The organism is Aporhodopirellula rubra (assembly GCF_014192335.1).
In the GTDB taxonomy this organism is placed as follows: Bacteria; Planctomycetota; Planctomycetia; order Pirellulales; family Pirellulaceae; genus Rhodopirellula; species Rhodopirellula rubra.
Map to the genome: position 1 here is coordinate 291,962 of NZ_JACHXU010000001.1, position 20,164 is coordinate 312,125.

Sequence of the window (20,164 nt, forward strand, 5' to 3'; positions counted from 1 at the left end):
CGTCGATCAGCGGCCTTCGCGGAGGCGGTAGCCCAAGAAGTTATCGAGGTCGCTTTCGGCCTCAATTGCTCGCACCGTGGATTCGATGTCGTATTCAACGCGACGGAATTCGAGCACGCCCGGTTCCGCAATTACATAGCAACTGCGGGGATCGCCGTCGCGGGGTTGCCCAACGCTGCCGACGTTAATCATCAGTTTGGCGTTGGGGTCGCCGAGCGAGTAACCGGTTCCGGTTTCGGCCGGTCGGATAAAACGATGGTCGGCGGTGAAGACGCCCGGCACGTGGGTGTGCCCTTGGAAGCACAGGCGTGGCACGAGGGAAAACAGCTTTTCCATCTTCTTGAGATTCTGGGTGTCTTCGGGGAAGACGTACTCATTTGTCGGCCCACGCGGCGACCCGTGAACGAAGAGCCAATCGTTTTCGCGGACCGTGCGCGGCAATTGGCAGAGATAGTCGATCCGGCGGCGGCTCGCTTCGGGATCGTCGCCAATTTTCTCGAGTTGGCTACGCGTCCAGAAAATCGCCTGCTCGGCGGCCACATTGAAACCTTCGGGGTCGAACAGCGAGCTGCTGTCGTGATTGCCGAGAACGCAGAACGCGAACTCCATCACTTTGTCCAGGCAGGCACACGGTTCGGGGCCGTAGCCAACGACGTCTCCTAGGCACACGATGCGATCGACTCTTTGCGAGGCGATATCTTCCAACACGGAGTTCAGGGCAGAGAGGTTGCCGTGAATGTCGCTCAAGATTGCTGTACGCGTCACCCGATCAGTGTCCCCGTTTGAGTCGATCGCCGAGCGCATTGTCGAGATCGGGTTCGTTGTAAATCTTAGATGCAGTCGCTTCGATGTCGTATTCAACCCGTCGATAAGTGATCGTGTTCGAATCGGTGTCGAGGATCAGGTAGCAAGAACGGTTGTTCTCGTCACGCGGTTGGCCGACGCTGCCGACGTTGATCAGCAATTTGGTCGAACCGAGCGTGTAGGTGTTGTCGCACTCTTCGGGCGAAATGAATTCGCAGGATGTCGTGAACACGCCGGGCAGGTGCGTGTGTCCCATGAAGCAATACTGGTCAATCTTGCTGAACAAGATTTCCATTTTGCGGGTGTCGTACACGTATTCAGGGAAAACGTATTCGTTCGTCGGGTCACGAGGGGATCCGTGCACGAATCGGTATGGCTCATCATTGATGAACCGAGGCAGTTCACCGAGGAAATCCCAACGTGCGTTGACTTGCGATTGGCTGCCGTTGCCCGCGTCGAGTTGATCGCGGGTCCAGTAGATCGCTCGCAGGGCCATCGGGTTGAAGCCGTCTGGATCGAACAACGCCGCCTGATCGTGGTTTCCCAAAATCGTGTGCTTGCACCGGCGCATTACTAGGTCGAGGCACTCGCACGGATTGGGGCCATAGCCGATGATGTCGCCGAGACAGTAGATTTCATCGACGCCGATTGCATCGATATCTGCCATCACGGCCTGCAAGGCCTCGAGGTTACCGTGGATATCGCTTATCAACGCTCGCTTCACGAAATCTCTCGAAAACCTAGTAAAACTCGGACCTAAAAACGCTTCTCTCCCGTTGCCATCGTAGGCTTCGGACCGCAGTCGGTCGATTCATTATCGTCCGCGGTGGCGTCGGATTGTAGCGTGTATGAATTTTGTGCAACAACCTATGCAGCAGGAATTATCTGACTCACCGGATCGAGCGACCGTTCTGGATTCGCTCGCGATCGAAGTCATCGGGCGTGACGGGTCGATCGCGCTGATGCGAGGCGACCGGCTGATCGCGGCCCGTCCGCTCGATTCGGCAGCGAGGGCAGCCTCGAGTTTAGCTCTGGAGATTTCAAATCTCGTCGAGGAATTTTTCCCCGGGCGAGCATTCGAGACGCTCGGCGGTATTTCCGTGGCGGTGGGGCCTGGCTCATTCACGGGTTTGAGAATCGCTGTCACGACCGCGAAAACATTGAGTTATGCACTGCAAATCCCGGTCGTTGCGGTCAATTCGCTCGCCGCGATCGCCGAGTTAGCATGTCCGAATCAGGCGACGCCGGAGCAACCGAGCCCAACTCGAGGATCCGTGCTCGTCGGATTGTCCGCCTACCGCGGGCAGGTTTACCGCGGTTTGTTTTCAAACGATCGGGTTCCTGAAATCGATCTCATTTCCGCCGATCAGTGGGCGGCCGAACTGCAGCGGTCCGTTGGTGAGGATGCGATCGAGGGAAGCGGGTGCGACGAGGCACCGCATCTGAGCGACGAAAAAAAAATGTTTTTAATGGGCGATCGTGTCGTTTTTGACCGGGTTGGGATCTCGCTCTCACCCAAACAGTGGTTCGGTGACGACGAAATCCGAGCGGTCGGCGTCGGACGCATCGGGGCAGCGATGCTGCAACGCGGTGAAACGACGCCCGCGATGGATCTCGTTCCTGATTATCTGCGGCCCAGTGCAGCGGAAGAAAAGGCGAGCGGCGCGATCGAATAGCTGCTGCTAGGCAACTCAAGAACGCGTTGGTCTTAGGACGAAACCAGCCCGCCGAAGCGACGGGTGCGCTCACCGAAGTCCGCCAAGGCTTCATGGAAGTCGGCGTCCTCAAACTCGGGCCAGCATTTCTGCGTGAACCACAATTCCGCGTAACTGATTTGCCAAAGCAGGAAATTGCTGATCCGCATGTCGCCGCCGGTGCGGATCATCAGGTCGACTTCCGCGAGTCCCTCGGTGTCGAGTTTGCCTGCAATCGCCGATTCATCGATCGATTCCGGCGAAACGTTGCCGTCCAGTGCATCCTGGACCAGTTTGCGAGTGGCGCGAGCGAGTTCGTCTCGTCCGCCGTAATCAACGGCGAGAACGAGTTCGGTGCCGGTGTTGTCGCGGCAAAGCTTTTGAGTCCGTTCGACCTCTCGCAACACCTTCGCGTCGAGCCGGTCGACACGTCCGATGAACCGCAGACGAAGGTTCTGTTCCAACAAAGTGCGTCGTTCTTCGATCAAATATTGACGCAGCAAGTGCATCAGGAAGTCGAGTTCCGTCTTGGGGCGTTTCCAGTTTTCGCTCGACAGACAATAGAGAGTCAGTGCGTCGAGTTTCAGCCGCGATGCGAGTTCGGTGGTCCGGCGAACCGTTGCGACGCCCCGCCGGTGCCCTTCGATTCGCGGCAAACCTCGGCTCTGAGCCCACCGCCCGTTGCCGTCCATGATGATCGCGACGTGGCGAGGTGCGGAGCCAGAGGATGCGGACTCGGCTGAGGCGGGCGACGTTGAGGGCGTCTCCGGGTTCAAGGGTTCGTCCGGGGTCGAAGGGCGTGAGATTGACATTGAAACGATCGAAAAGTCAGTGTGCGGTTTGAGCGAGGTCAGTCCAACGGGGCTTCCCACAAACCGAGTGCGGGGTTCTGAACGAAGTAGAATTCCGTCCCGTCGATGTCCTCATGGAAGCCATCCTGCAACGTGTTGATATCATATCGTTGCATCAGAGCATTCAAATCGCCTGGGATGAACCCGACCGAGCGGATTTCCTCGTCGGTGAGTTTTCCTGCCGCGTAAACCACATCGAAACGGTTTTCCGGTGACCCGTGGACGAGGTGTGCGGCGGCTGACGGGTCGCCGGCGAGGTCCTTGTTTTCGGCGACCAACTGCATGACTTCGCTCTTGGTGCGATATCCGTATTTGCGGATCAGTTGATCGATCCGTTTGTCTTCGCCGAACTCTTCGACGGCCGGTCCGAGTACGGTGAGACGCCCGCCGGTCGCAATCGCTTTGCGGGTCCGGTAGATCGCTTTATTGCCCAACCACGTGCTCTTGAATTCACTCGGGTCGAGATACGCCACAACGTGTTTCGGTGCCCGTGGCAGGTGCCTGATGTTGACTTGGCGTGACAGTTCGGCGGCCGCGTAAAAGGTTTCGTGGTCGTCGCCGATATAAAGACCCCGCATTAACTTCGTACCGTCCTTGAGCAATTCGATCACCGTCAAGGCATAGAGCAGCGGCATGTCCTGGCAGAAGTGATCCTGAGCGTAGTTGAGAATTTGGCGGAGAGGAGTGTCGGCGATTCCCAATGTTTGGTCGATGCCGACCATCGCGCTGAGGTAATGGCTTTCGTTGATCCCCGAAACGCCGCCGGTGCCCACGAATACATTTTTGTTGTAGTTGGCCATGCCGATGACCTCGTGGGGGACGACTTGGCCGATCGAAAAGATCAGGTCGTGGTTACCGTCACGCAGTAATTTATTGACCTCCGCGGGCCAACTCTTCGTGTAGATGCCGTCGGTGGCATTGGAAACGAAATCGGCGGGAACCTCGCCCAATTGCACGACGTCATCTCGCCATCGGTGTGGACGAAACAGATCGTGAGGGATGCCCGGGAACATGTGATCGAGCTGCGCCGGCGTCATCGCGGAATGGGTTCCGAGGGCCGGCATGATGTCGGTCACGCGATCGCCCAACAGTTCGTGAGACAGGACCGTCAGTTCGCCTGCTCGGCTGAACAAACGCGTCTGGTCGGGTGGCAACAGCAGCACCTTCTTCGGCGCCGAGATCGCTGCAAATGTCGTTTCCAACGCCGAACGAAGATCGTCCGTTGTCAGAGAGGTCGTGGGTGAACCGTTGGCGTAATAAATGGTCACGGGGATGATCCAGAAGTGTCGTTGTGAGCGAAAACGTCGAAAATTGGCGGCCGGGGGAGGTGGTGGCAGTCTACTGGCCCGGCGTTCAGCAAAGAGTTATTATCTTACCTTAGAGGCGTTTTGCGAGCAGTTCAGCAAGCGTTGTCCGTTTTGAACTGAACAAATCGGCACGCGTGAAATCTGTGGATTTCGGCCTGTTCCGAATGACTCGACTTTGTTCCAACTTGCCTGTTCTCACCAAAGGACGAACATCATGGCCAAGATCTTACTGGTAGAAGACAGTCCAACCCAGGCCGCCCAGATTTCGATGTTGCTCGAGGCGGCCGAGCATGAAGTCGTCCATGCACTCAATGGGCAGTTGGGGCTCGATGAATTACGTCGTCAATCCTTGGATATTGTCGTCACCGACTTGGAAATGCCCGAGGTGAACGGGTTGCAATTGGTCGAAATGATGCGTGACGATTTTTCGCATATCCCCAGCATTCTAGTGACCGGTCACGGGAGCGAGGAGTTGGCCGCCGAAGCCCTGCAATTGGGGGCGGCCGGCTACGTTCCGAAGAACCGAATGAGCGAATTGCTCAACAACACCATCATCGATGTTCTCGGCGTGATCCGCACCGACGCGAGTTACGCGAAGCTGATCTCGACGTTACGGAAAAACGTATTCGTTTTCGATTTGCCTAACGATCCGCTGCTGATCAGTCCCCTGGTGGGGCTGTTGATGCAGGTCAGTTCCGGCATGGAGCTGTTGCCGAGCATCGACATGGTGCGACTCGGTGTGGCCGTGGAGCACGCTTTGGCCAACGCGATGTTGCATGGCAACTTGGAATTGTCGTCGGATGAGTGCCCGAGCCATCATGATTTAGCGAGAGACGGCCGATTCAGTGAGGCGATGCAAGAGCGAATCCAGCAGTCGCCGTATCGCGAACGAACGATTCGCGTCGAGGCGATTGCCGCGACGGAAGAAATTCGAATCATCATCACGGATGAAGGAAACGGTTTTGATACGTCGACGGTGCCCCGGAAAGGGCAATTGGATCCCAAGGCAATGTCCGAAGACGAAAACGCGCCGCGCGGGCAAGGGTTGGTGTTGATGGCCAGCTTCGTTGACGAATTGGTTTACAATGACAAAGGTAACCAGGTTACTTTGGTAAAACGTTGTCGAACCTGACTTACGATGACTGACATGTTCTCATGGCGGTCTGCGATTGCTCCGACGATCCCCAGCGGCGTGTAGAAAGATGTCCGAAACCGACTCACCGTCGAACGAACGTGACTTGCAGACCTCGGCAACGTACCGGGCGCTGGCCAACAGTCTTCCGCTCAGTGTGTTGATCAAGTCATGTGACGGGCGACGCATGTTCGCCAACGAGGCCTATCTGAGGTGGCGCAATCTTCGGTGGGAAGACGTCGCGGGCAAATTGGATTCGGATCTTTTCGACGAAGAAATCGCTCGTCGATACAGCGACGACGATCGGCACGTTATCCAAAGTGGTCAGGCCCAACATGCCGTCGAGCAGGCACCCATCTCCGATGGCAGTCTCGGGTGGATCGAGCGGGTCAAGAGTCCGATCTACGACTCCAGCGGCAAATTGTTGGGGATTCAAGTTCTCTTCTGGGACGTCACGGCGAGGATTCAAGCGGAGCAGAAAAGCCGGTTTGAGCAGTCGTTGTTGCATACGCTGCTGAAGAACATTCCCGATTCGATCTATTTCAAAGATCTGCAGAGTCGGTTCATCCGCGTCAGCCAGGCGATGGCGGAAAAGTTCGGGTATCAAAACGTTGACGAGATCATCGCCAAAACGGATGCCGACATCTTCACGCCCGAGCACGCGGAGCAGGCCCGCAAGGACGAGCTCGAAATTATCGAAACCCACGTTCCCCTGGTCGATCGGGTCGAACGTGAAACGTGGCCCGATCACGAAGACACGTGGTGCATGACCACCAAAATGCCGTTGGTCGATGAAGAGGGCAAACCGATCGGAACATTCGGGATTTCTCGCGACATCACGGCACTCAAACGCAGCGAAGCGGCGCTGCAGGAAGCCGTCCGGATGGCGGACGCGGCGAACCGAGCTAAGAGCGAATTCTTGGCCAATATGAGTCATGAAATTCGGACCCCGATGAACGCGCTCGTCGGCATGGCGGACTTGCTCGCGCAGACCGATCTCAATGAAGTCCAAAGTGAATACGTCGATACGATTCGTCGATCGTCTGATTCATTGCTTCGTCTCTTAAACGACATTCTCGATTTCTCGAAGATCGAAGCACGTAAACTCGAACTCGAGTCCGTGCCTTTCTCGCTCGTGTATGAAATCCAGGCGGCGATTTCCACGTTGCGATATCAAGGTGCCAAGAAGAATTTGCAACTGCGTCTTGAGTACGAGGACGAATTACCGCAACACTTCATTGGTGATCCCGGACGCATTCGGCAGATATTGATCAACTTGATCGGAAACGCGGTCAAATTTACCGATCGTGGTGGTGTGACGGTGAAGGTGCAGCGTCAATCCGGCAGACCGGATATGGCGAACGACGAGATCGGTAGTGATCGTGCCGCAAACATCGTCGATGGCGAAAACGCGATAGACACAGGGACGACAACACTCCGAGTCAGTATCGTCGATACCGGAATCGGTATCTCACCGGAACAGCAGGCGACTGTGTTGGCGCCCTTCACGCAAGCCGACGCGTCGATGACTCGTCGATTTGGCGGTACCGGTTTGGGACTCAGTATCAGTCGCCAACTCGTCGAATTGATGGGTGGCACCTTACAGTTGACGAGTGAGGTCGGTAGCGGCACCACGTTCTTTTTCGATCTGGGATTAATGGTCGCCAATGACGTTGATCTGGAACGTAACGACGATGATCTTGAAGAAGATCTTGGTGGTGATGATTATGTCGCGACGAATCCTTTGCGGGTATTGGTCGCTGAGGATGGTGTGACGAATCAACACGTCATTGCCGGTTTGTTGCGTTCGCTCGGACACGAGTGCTCGATCGCCAGTGACGGACGCGAGACGCTCTCGAAATGGCGCAACGAGCAGTTTGATGTCGTGTTGATGGACATGCACATGCCGGTGATGGACGGGCTCGAGGCGACCGAAGCCATTCGGCAGCAAGAAATGGGGACAGACCAGCATATTCCGATCATCGCCCTCACCGCAGCCGCGATGGCGGAGGACGCGAGACTTTGTCGCGATGCCGGAATGGACGATTATCTGACCAAACCGATTCGCCGGCGCAAATTGCAGCGGGTGCTGGAGGTGATTCATCCGGGGCCCGCGCACAACCGGCCGGCGTCAACCGGCGAGCGTTCCGGCACCGCGACGGATAGTTCGAAAACTGTCGACAACAGTTCGCGTGTCACCGTGGAGGGGACCGGGCGATTTGTCCGATCGCCGGATTCCTCCGATCGATTGGTGTTGGCGAATCAGCATGCCGGCTGTTTGGACTTGGATTCCGCCCGATCACGGATCCCCGGTGGCGTATCGGGGGTCCTGCGTTTGGCGGCGGTATTTCGAGAGGAGTGTCAGTCTCTCGTGGAACACCTGGAAGCCGACCTCGCCGCCGGGGACAACGATTCGGCCCGGCGAAATGCACACACTCTCAAAGGCGCCTGCGGGTTGCTCGGTGCGAAACGGCTCCAAGAGGCCGCGGGAGAGATCGAAACCGCGGGGCGAGAGATGCAGCTGACCAACCCGGATGAGTCCGTTTCGCTGCTGCAATCGTTACAAACCGAATCACGACGGGTGCTCGCGGCCGTAGACGAGTTGCTGCAGTAAGATCAGAGGGGAAAACCAATCGCGGCTCGTGATCGTCCGATTAGAATGCGGCTGGCGCCCGCCCCCTGACTGATCCTCCTATTGACCGTCTTCCATGAGTGCTCCCATCGTCCGGTTCACCCCGATCGCTATTCTCGCGATCTCGATCCTGCCCATTTGGGCACCGGTATCCGCCCCCGCTCAGGGGCTTCAGCAAACGATCGAAGAGCTGAGTGTTGTGCCTCCCGACCCCGCTGTTGAGCAAACGATGCTCCGGGCTCAACGTGGCCCCGTGGAGCTCGGCCGGGCGATCTCGGCGCTGACTCGTATGGGCGAGTTCGAAAAACTCAATGAATTGGTCGGACTGATCGAGAGCCGTGGATACAAAGACCAGCAAAAGGTTTCGATCGCGGCTCAGATCACCGCTGCTGAGCGGCTTCGCATTGTCACTCATCCTGAAGTCTCTCCCGAAACGATTAACGCTATCGATGCGCTGTTTGCGTTGCGTCAGGAGAGTTTGGCGTCGCCCGATCGGCTCGCGAAAGCGATTCAGGCGTTGACCATACCGGACGTAGATCAGTCTTTGCCCGCTATCCGAGTTCTCTTTGAGGGCGGCGAGGCATCGACCGCAGCGTTGGTTCAGACCATCGTCACCACGCGTGATTCGGCCAAACGGGATACCTGGTTGCGTGCGATGATTCGGATCGATGAGCCGTCTGGTACCACTGCTCTCAGGCGGATCGCGTTGTACGGAAACGAGCAATCTCGAACAGGTGCACTGTCGGCACTCGTCCGTTTGGCAGGAAACGATTTGGCGCAAAACGAAGCGTTCTTGATCGAGATGGTGACGGCGTTGTACCGAGTCAGCGACGATCCTAATGGGACCGGCACCGATCCTGCAGCGAACATTGCCTCGCAAGCCATCACGGCGACCGGTGCGGCATTGCCATCGAGAGCCAGCGTCGTCGAGAAACTTCGTTCACGCCTCGACGAAGCCGCACGAAACGCGAACAACAGTTTGCGAGATTTTGGACGCGCCTCCACGTGGGTCATGAATGCCAAACGCGACGGTGTGAAGGCTCAGCGAATCCCTGAATGGGTGTTGACGTTCCGTGATGCAGCCGACGCGGCGGCTCGACTGATCGCGATTGGCGACAACGAAGCCAGTAGTGTCGTGCGGCAACTCACGGCGATTATGGGGCATAACGTCGCGAACAATCCCGATTGGGGTTTGGGGGAACAGGTGACGACGTTTCGGTCCAGTGAATTGGCACCTGCTGCCGCAGCGGCAGGGCTTTCTGAAATTGAGTTCATTCTCAGTTCACTAACGGTGGCGAGTGAATCTGAAAATGAACCCGCGATGGTCGGGTGGTTGCGGATGATTGAGCCCAGCGTGGACGTATCGCCGGCACCCTGGTTCGTCAGTGCCGGACATCACGTTTCGGCTTTAGTGGAAGCCATCGATCATCCCAATGCGATCGTTCGATATGAGGCCGCCGCAGCGATTGCGAGGTTGAACCCCACGCATGCTTACGCGGGCAGTCATCGCGTTGCCGAGCGATGGCGTCAGATGAGTTTACTGAGTGATCGGGCAACCGCGATCGTATTGGAAAATCGTCCGGAAGTCATTTCGGATATCGAGACATTGATTAACCAAGCGGGACTGGAACCGCGTTTCGCCACTTCTCTGCGTCAGCTCGAAGTCTATGCATCTCTCGGCGAAGACTTGCGATTGATCCTCTGCAAACGGGAACCCGTCGATGCCTCGGCGGTGGAGTTGATCGATAGAGTACGCCGCATCCGAGCCGCTCGTGACACGCCATTGGTGGTTTATTCCGATCCACCGAATGTCTATGTAGAACGCGATGAAGAGGAGGAGGAAGATCTTTCGGAATTGAACGAAGTCGAATTGCAAGCCATCGCTGATGAGGCTGCCGTGACACCAGATCGATTTGGGGTGATTGGTGGGATCGACAACATCGAAGGTATCGTGCATCGTGATCTGCTCTACGGCGATTTGGATGTTGATTCGTCACAGCGTAGGTCTATCGATTTGCAGTGGGCGGGTTCGAGCCGCTGGGGCGATACGTCTCTGCGGGCAGGGTTGATTCGAGATATGGAGCGTCCTCGTTCGGTGGCGGGTTTGTATGAACTGCTGCTCGAGAGTCGTCGACGCCAACACTTGCCACCGCTCAGTCCTATTGATCGGTCACGTTATCGCCGTATCGCCGCCGACGCGCTTGCGGACATCGCTCGATAGTCGATGCTGCTCGAGAGTTGGCATCACTTGCTTCACCTCAACTTACGATCGCATCCATGACGTCAACGCTCCATCGGAATGAACGGTTTCTTTGCTTGTGCATTGCCTTGCTGGCAGTCTTCTTTGTCACCGGTGAGGTCGCGGTAGCAGCCGGCCCGTTGGCGAAATCCGCCGCGACGACGACAGTCGATTTGCCCGCCCGCGTCGACGGTGCGATCCCCGAAAGAGGCAGTTGGAGCGAGCGGCCGGCAACGATTTGGCAGGAGGCTTTTGTCACCGGCAACGGAACACTCGGTGCAATGGTCTTCGGCGATCCCGCTCACGAACGGATCGTGCTGAATCACGAAAGACTTTACGAACCACTGCTGGATTCACCGTGCCCTGTTCCCGACATTGCTTCGTCATTGCCTGAAGTTCGCAGGTTGATGCGAGAGGGCAAATACGCGGAGGCCTATGCGCATTCGTACCAGGCCGCTCTCGACGCGGGGTTTCCGGGAATTCAATGGACCGATCCGTATCATCCCGCCTGTGCATTAACGATCGACCAAAGCGCGAACGTCGACGGGCAGGTTCCATCCATCCGCACGGTTGATTTTCAATCTGGAGAAGTCAGCGTTCACTGGAAATCTGCCGACAAACCTTTTGTGCGACAAACGTTTGTCTCTCGACCCGATGGCGTGATCGTGATGCGAATCACCGGCGGCGACGGTGAACGTGTGAAGGGACGGATGGGTTTGGTGAATCAGGATTCCCGTCCGAAAAGCAAACGCACCGACGAGAAAGGCGGCGGGTATCACGATCCTGAAATCGCGGCCGATGACGAGTGGTTGACCTATCACTGCAAGTACGAACGATCGCCTCGCGGTTACGCGGTCGCGGCACGCTTCGTTCCCGTTGGTGGCAACTGTGTGGCAAACCGAGCGTCTGTCGAATTTGATGCGGAACAGTTGGTGATGTTGATCGGAATCGAGTCCGTTGAGATTGATGACGGTTCTGGTGAGTCGATGCGTCAGTTGCAACAGCGTCTCTCGAAGATTGACGCTGACTACGACGCGTTGCTCGAGCGGCATGCTGCGGTTCATCGTGAAATGTTCGATCGTGTCGATTTTCGATTAGCGGGATCACAGTCGCGGGAAATGAGTAATGAAGCTTTGATCGAGCTTCAAAAGCAAACCGCCGACGAGAGCATGCAGCCCGCGCTGCTCGAGAAAATGTTCGACATGGGGCGGTACACTTTGATCTGTTCCTCCGGTGAATGGCCACCGAATTTGATGGGCCTGTGGAACGGTGAGTGGAGGCCCGAATGGTCGGGCGACTTCACTCTCGATGCGAACGTCAATTTGCAGATTTCGGGCGCGAATTTGGGAGCCCTTCCCGAAGCGATCGCTAGCTACGATCGATTGGTAACGGGAGTCGCCGGCGACTGGCGTACCAACGCGAGAAATCTGTTCGGGTGCCGAGGGATTCTCGCGGGCTCTCGAACCGATGGTCGGCACAACCTGCATACGCACTTTTCGCCGACCTTCCCCGGACACCTTTGGCTATCCGGTGCCCAGTGGATGTTGTTGCCGATGGTCGAACACTACCAAACAACTGGTGACGAGGTGTATTTAAAAAAACGGTTGTTGCCGTTGATGAAAGATGTCGCGTTGTTCTACGAAGATTTTTTAAAAGAACGCGACGACAACGGTGACCGCATGTTTGTGCCATCTTATTCACCGGAGAATCACCCGGGCAACAGTAAGTCACCCGCCGCGATCAATGCGGCGATGGACATCGCGTGTTGCAAGGAGGTTTTGACTCAGTTGGTTTCACTCCGCGAGAATGCCGAGTTGTCGGACGATGAGGTTCAACGCTATACGAGCCTACTCAAAGAAATGCCTGACTATTTGATCAATGAAGATGGAGCGTTGAAGGAGTGGGCGTATCCCGATTTGGACGACAACTACAACCATCGCCATGTCTCACATCTGTATCCGGTCTGGCCTGGGCACGAAATCAATCCCGATGACACGCCCGAGTGGTTTGACGCTGCCGCAGAGGCGGCTCGCCGTCGTGGTCGGGGGAACGGTTCGGCGCACGGGCTTTCGCATATGGCGTTGATCGGAACGCGTTTGAAAGACGCCGATCTCGTCGAAGGCAACCTGCGATTCATGTTGTCGCGTGGCTACGTCTTGCCGAGTCTGTTCACGTATCACAACCCGGGGCGGATTTATAACGCGGACATGCTGCACAGCCTGCCGGCGGTGGTGATGGAGATGCTCGTCTATTCCAAGCCCGCGACGCCCACGCGAGCGGGCGAAATTGAACTGATTCCGGCATTGAAGAACACGCCGGCATTCGCGGTGGGCGAGATCCACGGCGTTCAGTGCCGAAACCAGGCCTCGATCAGGACCCTCGCGTGGGACCTCAATCAATCTCAACTCAAACTCGAGTTGGTATCGGCGATTTCGCAGACGCTCAATATTCGCGTTCGTCGCGGTGTCGCGTCGGCGACCAAGGAAGACGGGAAAACGCTTCCGCTTGCGGAAAATGACCGTTTTTCAGTTGATTTGGAGCCGAACCAGCCGGTTCAGTTGTTGATCCGCCTGCGTTAGATCTCCGTTGAGAATTCACTTGTTGATGCGTTGATTTAACCTAGACTATAAGTCCCTCACTTGGGGGCGAGGGTTTGCATACGCCTTTTCTCAGCTAATTCACACGACCGGCCGAATTGTTGTCCGGTGTGGGGGGCTTTTCCCCATATATCTAACGGACTGCCCCGGTCGAGTAAGGACGAACCTTGCTTTTGTGAAATGCTGCCAAACAGATGATCAACATGAAATCAACGAGCTACAGCCTGCTGCCGAGTCGTACGCTTCATGCCGTCGGAGCGGCATTGGTGATCGTCGCGTCGGTTTCGGCGACGACGCACGCGAAGGAGAGCGATGCCTCTTCATCGGAGTCTCGCGACACGGAATCGACGCAGCGGGACGATTCTTCTGACGCTCTCGATCCGTCCGAACTCGCCAACGCGGCATTGGACATCCTGCGTCAGAACTGCCACCGCTGTCATGGTGTGGAGTTCAAGATCGACAAGATGAATGTGCTCGATCGAGACACGCTCGTTGGAGATGTCCGCCCGAATGCGGGAGGAGACCGCGAAGTTTATGTCGTTCCTGGTGACGCCGATGCTTCGCTGTTGTGGAACGTGATCAACGACGATCACATGCCGCCGAAGAAACCGCTCGGCGACAACGACAAACAATTGATTCGCAAATGGATCGACGCGGGCGTTCCCTGGGAGACCAATTTGTCGCGAGAGTTCATCGATGATGTCGATGTTCTCAAACAAATCGCGCGGCATCTCTTTGATATTCGTAAAGAGGAGCGCAAGTTCCAGCGTTATCTGACAATCACTCACATTCACAATAACCGGTCGGTTACTGATCGTGATTTGCGAATCTATCGCGCCGCACTGTCAAAAGCGGTCAATAGCATGTCGGACCAAGCCACGATCAAACCGCCAACACCGATCGACGACGAAAGAACGATTTACAACATTGACCTGCGTCACTACGGATGGCAGGAGTTTGGAACCTGGGAGGCGGTACTCGAAAAGTATCCGTTCGGTCTGAAGCCTCAATCGAGCATCGAGGCACTGGAGATCTACGAGAAGATTGAAGAACTCTATGGTTCGGCGAACTTCGATGGCATCACATCCATTCGCGCTGATTGGTTTGTTGCCAACGCGACCCGCCCGCCGTTGTATCACACGCTCACCGGGATTCCCGAACAACTCTCCACGCTGCTCGATCGGGTCGGCGTGGATATCGAGAAGAACTTTCGCCTCAACACCTCTCGCCGCGCTGGTTTGTTTGAAAGCGGAGTTTCAGGGCAAAACCGTTTGATCGAATATCACTCTTCGACCAATGGGACGTTTTGGATCAGCTATGACTTCGACCGCAACGCAGGCCGCGGCAACCTTGCACGGTTCCCGTTGGGGCCCAAGTTCGAGAACAATGAATTCGAGGCCGAGGCGTTCGAGCATGCCGGAGGTGAGATTATTTTCAATCTGCCCAACGGTCTGCACGCCTACATGTTGGTCGATGGTAAGGGGAACCGCATCGACGAAGGGCCGGTGAACATCGTGTGGGATTCACTCAACATTTCCGGCAGTCCCCTGATCGTTAACGGTCTGTCCTGCATCAGTTGCCACAAGCATGGCATGCTCGACTTCACTGATTTCGTCCGTGAAGGGACCGCAGTGCAGAACCCACAGGCGCGTCGAAAGGTTCAGGAATTGTTTCCCGAGCAGAGCGAACTCGATCAGGCCCGCGAATCGACGAAGCAAAATTATTTGCAACATTTGTGGCGTGCTGTCGCTGGGGAATTGGAGTTGTCGGGTGGCGACCGTGATGCGTTGCTCGACTATGAAGAGCCGATCAGTCGTGTCACTCAGCTTTACGCAAAGAACTTGAATCTCGATGCAGCGGCCTGCGAATTGGGCTTCGAAGACAAAGACCTGCTTCGCAACCAAGTGTTCTCAGGACGACTCGTGGAACTCGGTTTGGGGCCGCTCGCCTTGGAAGGTGGCACGATCAAACGGGCGTTTTGGGATTCCGCCGAAACGTCTTCTTCGGTCTTCCAGGAAGCCGCCAGTTCGCTGCGAATCGGGACTCCGATTTCAAACTAAAACCATTCATCCTTTCAAACATCACCTGCCGCTCATTACGTCAAGAACAAGGAACCCAACGATGATCACGCGACGATCATGCTTCCCCGTCATCGCATGCACGCTGGTGCTCTCCGCGCTGAGCCTCATTTTTACCCCGTCGGCTCAGGCGGCATCACTCGACGATGCGATTATTAATCTCGCCGAAAATATCTCGGAGTACCTCGAGGAAAAGGGACAGCGACAAATTATGCTCGGGACGTTCGATGGTCCCGGAGCTGCGACAGCAGGCCGCGCGATTCGAGCTTCGCTGAAGGATGAGTTGGCTAAGAAAGACACCCAGGTCGTTCCGCTCGGGGCAAGTTGGACGGTACGTGGTGCGTTCAGTTTTGAACAAACCGGTTCGGCCGCAATCGTCTTGATTAAAGCAAACCTGTTCGACAAATCCGGTAAAGAAATCTCGGGCTTTCGCGAAAAGGTGAAAGTCGAAGAGGTGCGAAGTATCGAAGACATCAGCCGACTGCTCGGTTTGACGGTCGATCTGGATAAGGAACAGGACGCCGTTGCGGAAGCGGCAACCGATAGTACCGCGAGCAAGAGCGACACGGCCAAGCAACTCATTAGCAAACAAGCGGATGTCACCGACAAACTCGTGTCGAGTGTGACCGAGCCGATCTTCGCATTTCGCAACGGTGACAATACGGTTGTCTCGCCCGATGCGGGTAGCAAGTTTCGTGTTGAAATTCTGGTCGCCAACCGGTCTTCAAACGTTTTCAATCCGTTGTCGATCGAGAATGCGGGTGGGTTTCCGTTTGCCCCGTTGCAGGCCAATGATATTTACAAAATTCGACTCTACAACGACTCCGATCATGCGGTCGGCGTGAAACTGTCGATCGACGGCATCAACTCGTTTTGCTTGTCCGAGGACGAATCGCTCCGCGGTCGCGGAACATGGTTCTTCCCGGCGAGGAGCGTGGGGGTGATTTCGGGGTGGTACGTTTCTCCGACCTTGCTTAAAGAGTTCGTCGTGACGGCCAACGGGGAATCGCTCGGGTTGCCTCACGGTGCCGACATCGGAACCGTGACGGCTCAGTTCTTTCACGCGTGGACTGAAAATGAACAGCCACCCGCCGTCGAACTGTTGGCAAAAAACAAGGGCCAATTGCGAACAGGAATCGGTCGCGACATCACGCGCAAAGCCGGTTTCCAAAAGTGCTTCTTTGGTGAAACGTTGCTGAGTTCGGTGAGCATTCGTTACAGCAATCCCGACGACCTGCCACTCGAGTAAGTCATGAGTCGATCGATCCACCACGTGAGGAATGTGAAGTGCGTCTGTCAGTTTTTGACGGCGTTCGTGATTCTCGGACAGGTGGTCATTTCGGCCGGCCCCGTTCGGGCTCAGACTCCGCCACCGCGAGTCGTTCTCGACACCGGCGGTCCAGCGGGCCAGATTCGCCAACTTCAATTCTCGTCGGATTCGCAGCGGCTCTACGCGGCCGGACTCGACAAGAGCGTGCATGTTTATGAAGTCGGATGGAATCGCGGTGATAACAAACCGCTCGAACTAACACGTGTTCCTTCCATGTACTGGGAACAGGCACGAGGCAATCGCGGCAGCATCTATTCGCTCGCCGTGCATGCGCGTCTGCCTGAAATGGTTGTCGGCGGCGTTGGGGCTCGGCAACAGACTGGGGATATCGCGGTCTTTGATCTCGCGCGTGGAGCCGTTTCAGGTTGTTTGCCCTCGCCTTTGGAGAGAACGGCCGAGGCAGAGGCGAAACAAATCGGTACGCTCGGACATCGATATTCGGTGATGTCGCTGGACTATTCACCAGATGGAAATCAAATCATCTCACGCGACGAACGCGGTGGCATGTTTCTGTGGCAGCGAGGACAAGGCGGCGGGTTGAGTCCCACGCGGTTGCGTCCGCCGAACCGGCAAGCCTCACGATTTGCACCACTGGCGGTTTTTACCGACGACCAAAACGTCGTTTACTCGCGTCAGGATCCTGACGGTCGTGTGCGACTCATCACCCGGTCGCTTCGCACCGGCAATGAGGCTACGTTCACTGAAGACTATCACGGACGAGTTGCCGCTCTGACACGGGACCACCGTGGCGTGCATTGGGCGTCCGCAGATGGATTGGGGAACGTCTATCTCTCCGATCTTCGTGACCCCGCCAACCGACATCGAGTCAGCGCCGCGTTGCCTCACATTACCGCGATCGCCATGGGTGGCGCGAAGACGTTCGCTGTGTTGAGTAACGAATACATCGACGGACGGGCGGGGAAATCGATCGTCGAATTGTTTGACCTCGAATCGAGGCAGCGGTTGGACGCCTTGACGGTATCCACGACCGAAAATTCACTCGCTCTCGCGATCTCTCCCGACGGCCGGTATCTCGCGGTGTCGAAGGAAGACCCACGTGAAATCCACCTCTTCCCGATGGCGGGTGATCAAAACGAGCCGATCTCGCGACCGCTCACTGGGCAACCGCCGATCACGACGGGAGCGAATGTCCTGTCGACCAACCAAGTCGCGTTGTCTCCCGATGGAACGCAGTTGGGGTTTGGTAGGAGTGAGGGTTTGATCACTTCGGTCTTGGATCTCAAGCACGGTGAAATACGAAATGACCAACCACCGCGGGACGACTGGACATTTCCTGTCATCGATCCGCCGGGGTGGCAGGTGATCCGAATTGATCGACCGACCACGCAACTGCGCGTCATTGATCCTCAGGGTAGGAATTGGCTGATCAGACTCGATCCGGCATTTCAGGGCACCTATTCGAGCCACTGTTTCTTGTTCAGCCCCGACCGAGACGAACCTGTCGGGATCGCGGTCGGTACCGAAAATGTCAACAGTATTTTCGTCTACGGGTTTAGCGGTAACGTCCCCGCGAGTTCGGACGCCTTGGCTCCATCAATGGTTCGCTGGTTTCGCGACCATACGGGAACCATCACTTCGTTGATTCCATCGATTGACGGTCGAACCCTGTTCAGCGGGTCGCACGACCAGACGATCAAAATGTGGCGTATCGCTGGTTTGTTCTCCGGTGCAATGGATGGCGAATTTGAGCAAGCTTCGTTCTGGGGTTGCGATTTTGAAATCGTCAACGGTGACGTGGTTGTGCGGCGAGTCGATCCTGAGGGGATCGCGTTTGCGCGTTCATTGCGCGACGGCGACCGCATCACGCGGATCCAGGGTTACGACCGTCGGGATCTAAACACGATCCTCGACGCTCAGGCCGGAACCGCATCAGCCAATGAGATTCTCCGAACGTTGGGTCAGGTTTCTGTGCTACGGCAGAATCTGATTTACGCGGAATCGATTGGTGCCGATGGGCAAACCGAAACGAAACGATTCATCATTCGTCCGTCGTGGGAACCCTTTCTTACCGCGTTCGCGAACGAATTCGGCCAATGGGCGATCTGGCATCCTAGCGGATTTTTTAACGCTTCGGCGGCTGAGGGCGGTGGACTATTTGAATGGATGATTCTTCGCGGCGCCGACCAACCTCCGCGAATGGTCGAAGGTGGCTTTCTGGCGAAGGAGTTCGAACGCCCCGAAACGATTCAGAAATTGATTTCCGGAGTCAGCATTGTGGACGCGGTCGCCGGGGGGCCGCCAGTCGATGGGCACCTCGCGAGTGTGATCGACTCAACCCCGGATGTTACGATTCTGTTACCCGAAATCGGACGAACCCTCTCGGCGGAAACACCGAACACGATCACGGCTCGCATCGATTTTGGATCCGCGAACCCGCAGGCGTATGACATTCGGGCGAACATTGACGCGGTGCGTTTGCCCGATCCGAATATCGAACAGCTTCCCAACAATCAGATTCTGTGTACGTGGAATGTCAGTTCATCCGGTCGACTCAATCAGATCGAAGTCATCGCGAAGGAACGAGGAGGGGCGTTGGCGAGTTTGTACGCTTCTGACGTGGCGTACCGACGAGGCGATACGGATCCCGAGACGCCCTATCAATTGCATCTGCTCTCGCTCGCGTCTGAGAACTACAGCGGACCGTTGGCGAATCAACGCAACGGATTCGGACGTTTGGAGTTTCCGATCGACGATGTCGACGCGATCATCAAGACTCTCCGTGACAAACAACTCGCCGGGCTAGGACGCTATAAGTTGGGGAACGTTCGCGAGCTTCACGACAACGAAATCACAACTCAATCAGTTGCCGATGAGATTCGTAATCTGAACGATCAATTGCGTGGTACCGGTGGCAGACAGATCCTGATCGTTTACCTTTCGGGACACGGGACCACCATTGACGGTGAATACCATTACGTGACTACGACGAGTCGATCGGCCGAGGAAGCCGAACTGCGACGCAGTTCATTGCCCTGGTCGTTGCTGGATAAAGCAGGAGAACCGGGAACGGAGGTCATCTACATGATCGACACGTGTCACAGTGGTTCGGTCGTCGATGCCAAAAGCAGTATTCGCGATCCGTTGCAAAGTGGCGGTGTGGTGATCGCGGCTGCGAGTGGACGTGAATCGGCGAAGGAACTCGCACCCTTAGAACATGGGTGCTTTACTTTTTCCGTTCTCGCCGCCCTCGACGGAGATGCCGATGGCGTTCACCAAAGTCGACGTGGATCGGCGGGCGAGGGGCAGGTTTCCCAGGGTGCCGATGGCGTCGTGGATCTCGAAGAACTCGCGACGTTCGTTCGTGATTTCGTAGGGCAACTGACCGCCGGAGAACAGAAGCCCACGGTCAGCCCGCTGCGTTTGGCGGAAACGTCGCGTTTGGAACTTGTTCGAACCGCGAAATAGATCGCCGGTTCATGGCGGACAATTGTTTGATGTCTATGTGTAGCATTGCTGTGTAATGCTGGGTTTGATGTTTC

Annotated in this window: 12 protein-coding genes; 8 read left to right on the forward strand and 4 right to left on the reverse strand. The window is 56.3% G+C overall.

What is annotated here, in order from left to right:
- Nucleotides 1–6: 6 nt before the first annotated feature.
- Nucleotides 7–765, reverse strand: coding sequence for a metallophosphoesterase family protein (locus FHS27_RS00950; RefSeq protein WP_083904904.1), 759 nt, complete (start codon nucleotides 763–765; stop codon nucleotides 7–9).
- A gap of 4 nt (nucleotides 766–769) precedes the next feature.
- Nucleotides 770–1,528 (reverse strand): metallophosphoesterase family protein, encoded by a 759-nt coding sequence (locus FHS27_RS00955; RefSeq protein WP_184300477.1) that lies wholly within the window; start codon nucleotides 1,526–1,528, stop codon nucleotides 770–772.
- 124 nt (nucleotides 1,529–1,652) lie between these two features.
- Here FHS27_RS00955 and tsaB point away from each other — a divergent pair, with 124 nt between their 5' ends.
- Complete coding sequence (gene tsaB / locus FHS27_RS00960) at nucleotides 1,653–2,480, forward strand: tRNA (adenosine(37)-N6)-threonylcarbamoyltransferase complex dimerization subunit type 1 TsaB (RefSeq protein WP_246418968.1); 828 nt, start codon at nucleotides 1,653–1,655, stop codon at nucleotides 2,478–2,480.
- A 32-nt stretch (nucleotides 2,481–2,512) separates the two neighbouring features.
- On the opposite strand, the gene uppS is transcribed toward tsaB, so the two are convergent.
- Nucleotides 2,513–3,310 carry a polyprenyl diphosphate synthase gene (gene uppS / locus FHS27_RS00965; RefSeq protein ID WP_009101432.1) on the reverse strand — a complete coding sequence of 266 codons (798 nt, stop codon included), beginning with the start codon at nucleotides 3,308–3,310 and terminating at the stop codon, nucleotides 2,513–2,515.
- 38 nt (nucleotides 3,311–3,348) lie between these two features.
- Complete coding sequence (locus FHS27_RS00970) at nucleotides 3,349–4,617, reverse strand: lactate racemase domain-containing protein (protein ID WP_184300480.1); 1,269 nt, start codon at nucleotides 4,615–4,617, stop codon at nucleotides 3,349–3,351.
- A 253-nt stretch (nucleotides 4,618–4,870) separates the two neighbouring features.
- Here FHS27_RS00970 and FHS27_RS00975 point away from each other — a divergent pair, with 253 nt between their 5' ends.
- From FHS27_RS00975 to FHS27_RS01005, 7 genes are all read left to right on the forward strand, one after another.
- Entirely contained in the window at nucleotides 4,871–5,788 is a 918-nt protein-coding gene (locus tag FHS27_RS00975; protein ID WP_184300484.1) for an ATP-binding response regulator, read from the forward strand.
- A 70-nt stretch (nucleotides 5,789–5,858) separates the two neighbouring features.
- Nucleotides 5,859–8,402: a PAS domain-containing hybrid sensor histidine kinase/response regulator gene (locus tag FHS27_RS00980; protein ID WP_184300489.1), complete on the forward strand. Its 2,544-nt coding sequence runs from the start codon at nucleotides 5,859–5,861 to the stop codon at nucleotides 8,400–8,402.
- Between the two features lie 94 nt (nucleotides 8,403–8,496).
- Nucleotides 8,497–10,641 carry a hypothetical protein gene (locus tag FHS27_RS00985; protein WP_184300492.1) on the forward strand — a complete coding sequence of 715 codons (2,145 nt, stop codon included), beginning with the start codon at nucleotides 8,497–8,499 and terminating at the stop codon, nucleotides 10,639–10,641.
- A 56-nt stretch (nucleotides 10,642–10,697) separates the two neighbouring features.
- Entirely contained in the window at nucleotides 10,698–13,238 is a 2,541-nt protein-coding gene (locus FHS27_RS00990) for a glycosyl hydrolase family 95 catalytic domain-containing protein (RefSeq protein ID WP_184300495.1), read from the forward strand.
- A gap of 221 nt (nucleotides 13,239–13,459) precedes the next feature.
- Entirely contained in the window at nucleotides 13,460–15,316 is a 1,857-nt protein-coding gene (locus FHS27_RS00995) for a c-type cytochrome domain-containing protein (protein WP_246418969.1), read from the forward strand.
- Between the two features lie 61 nt (nucleotides 15,317–15,377).
- On the forward strand, nucleotides 15,378–16,583 hold the full coding sequence (locus FHS27_RS01000; protein WP_184300501.1) for a hypothetical protein: 1,206 nt from the start codon (nucleotides 15,378–15,380) through the stop codon (nucleotides 16,581–16,583).
- Nucleotides 16,584–16,586: 3 nt separating this feature from the next.
- Nucleotides 16,587–20,090: a caspase family protein gene (locus FHS27_RS01005; protein ID WP_184300505.1), complete on the forward strand. Its 3,504-nt coding sequence runs from the start codon at nucleotides 16,587–16,589 to the stop codon at nucleotides 20,088–20,090.
- Nucleotides 20,091–20,164: the final 74 nt, after the last annotated feature.

What these genes read in the sequence shown, in the direction of transcription:
- tsaB (WP_246418968.1), top strand. Translation starts at nt 1,653, where the DNA reads ATGAATTTTGTGCAACAACCTATGCAGCAGGAATTATCTGACTCACCG.
- uppS (WP_009101432.1), bottom strand. Translation starts at nt 3,310, where the DNA reads ATGTCAATCTCACGCCCTTCGACCCCGGACGAACCCTTGAACCCGGAG.
- FHS27_RS00975 (WP_184300484.1), top strand. Translation starts at nt 4,871, where the DNA reads ATGGCCAAGATCTTACTGGTAGAAGACAGTCCAACCCAGGCCGCCCAG.
- FHS27_RS00980 (WP_184300489.1), top strand. Translation starts at nt 5,859, where the DNA reads ATGTCCGAAACCGACTCACCGTCGAACGAACGTGACTTGCAGACCTCG.
- FHS27_RS00985 (WP_184300492.1), top strand. Translation starts at nt 8,497, where the DNA reads ATGAGTGCTCCCATCGTCCGGTTCACCCCGATCGCTATTCTCGCGATC.
- FHS27_RS00990 (WP_184300495.1), top strand. Translation starts at nt 10,698, where the DNA reads ATGACGTCAACGCTCCATCGGAATGAACGGTTTCTTTGCTTGTGCATT.
- FHS27_RS00995 (WP_246418969.1), top strand. Translation starts at nt 13,460, where the DNA reads ATGAAATCAACGAGCTACAGCCTGCTGCCGAGTCGTACGCTTCATGCC.
- FHS27_RS01000 (WP_184300501.1), top strand. Translation starts at nt 15,378, where the DNA reads ATGATCACGCGACGATCATGCTTCCCCGTCATCGCATGCACGCTGGTG.
- FHS27_RS01005 (WP_184300505.1), top strand. Translation starts at nt 16,587, where the DNA reads ATGAGTCGATCGATCCACCACGTGAGGAATGTGAAGTGCGTCTGTCAG.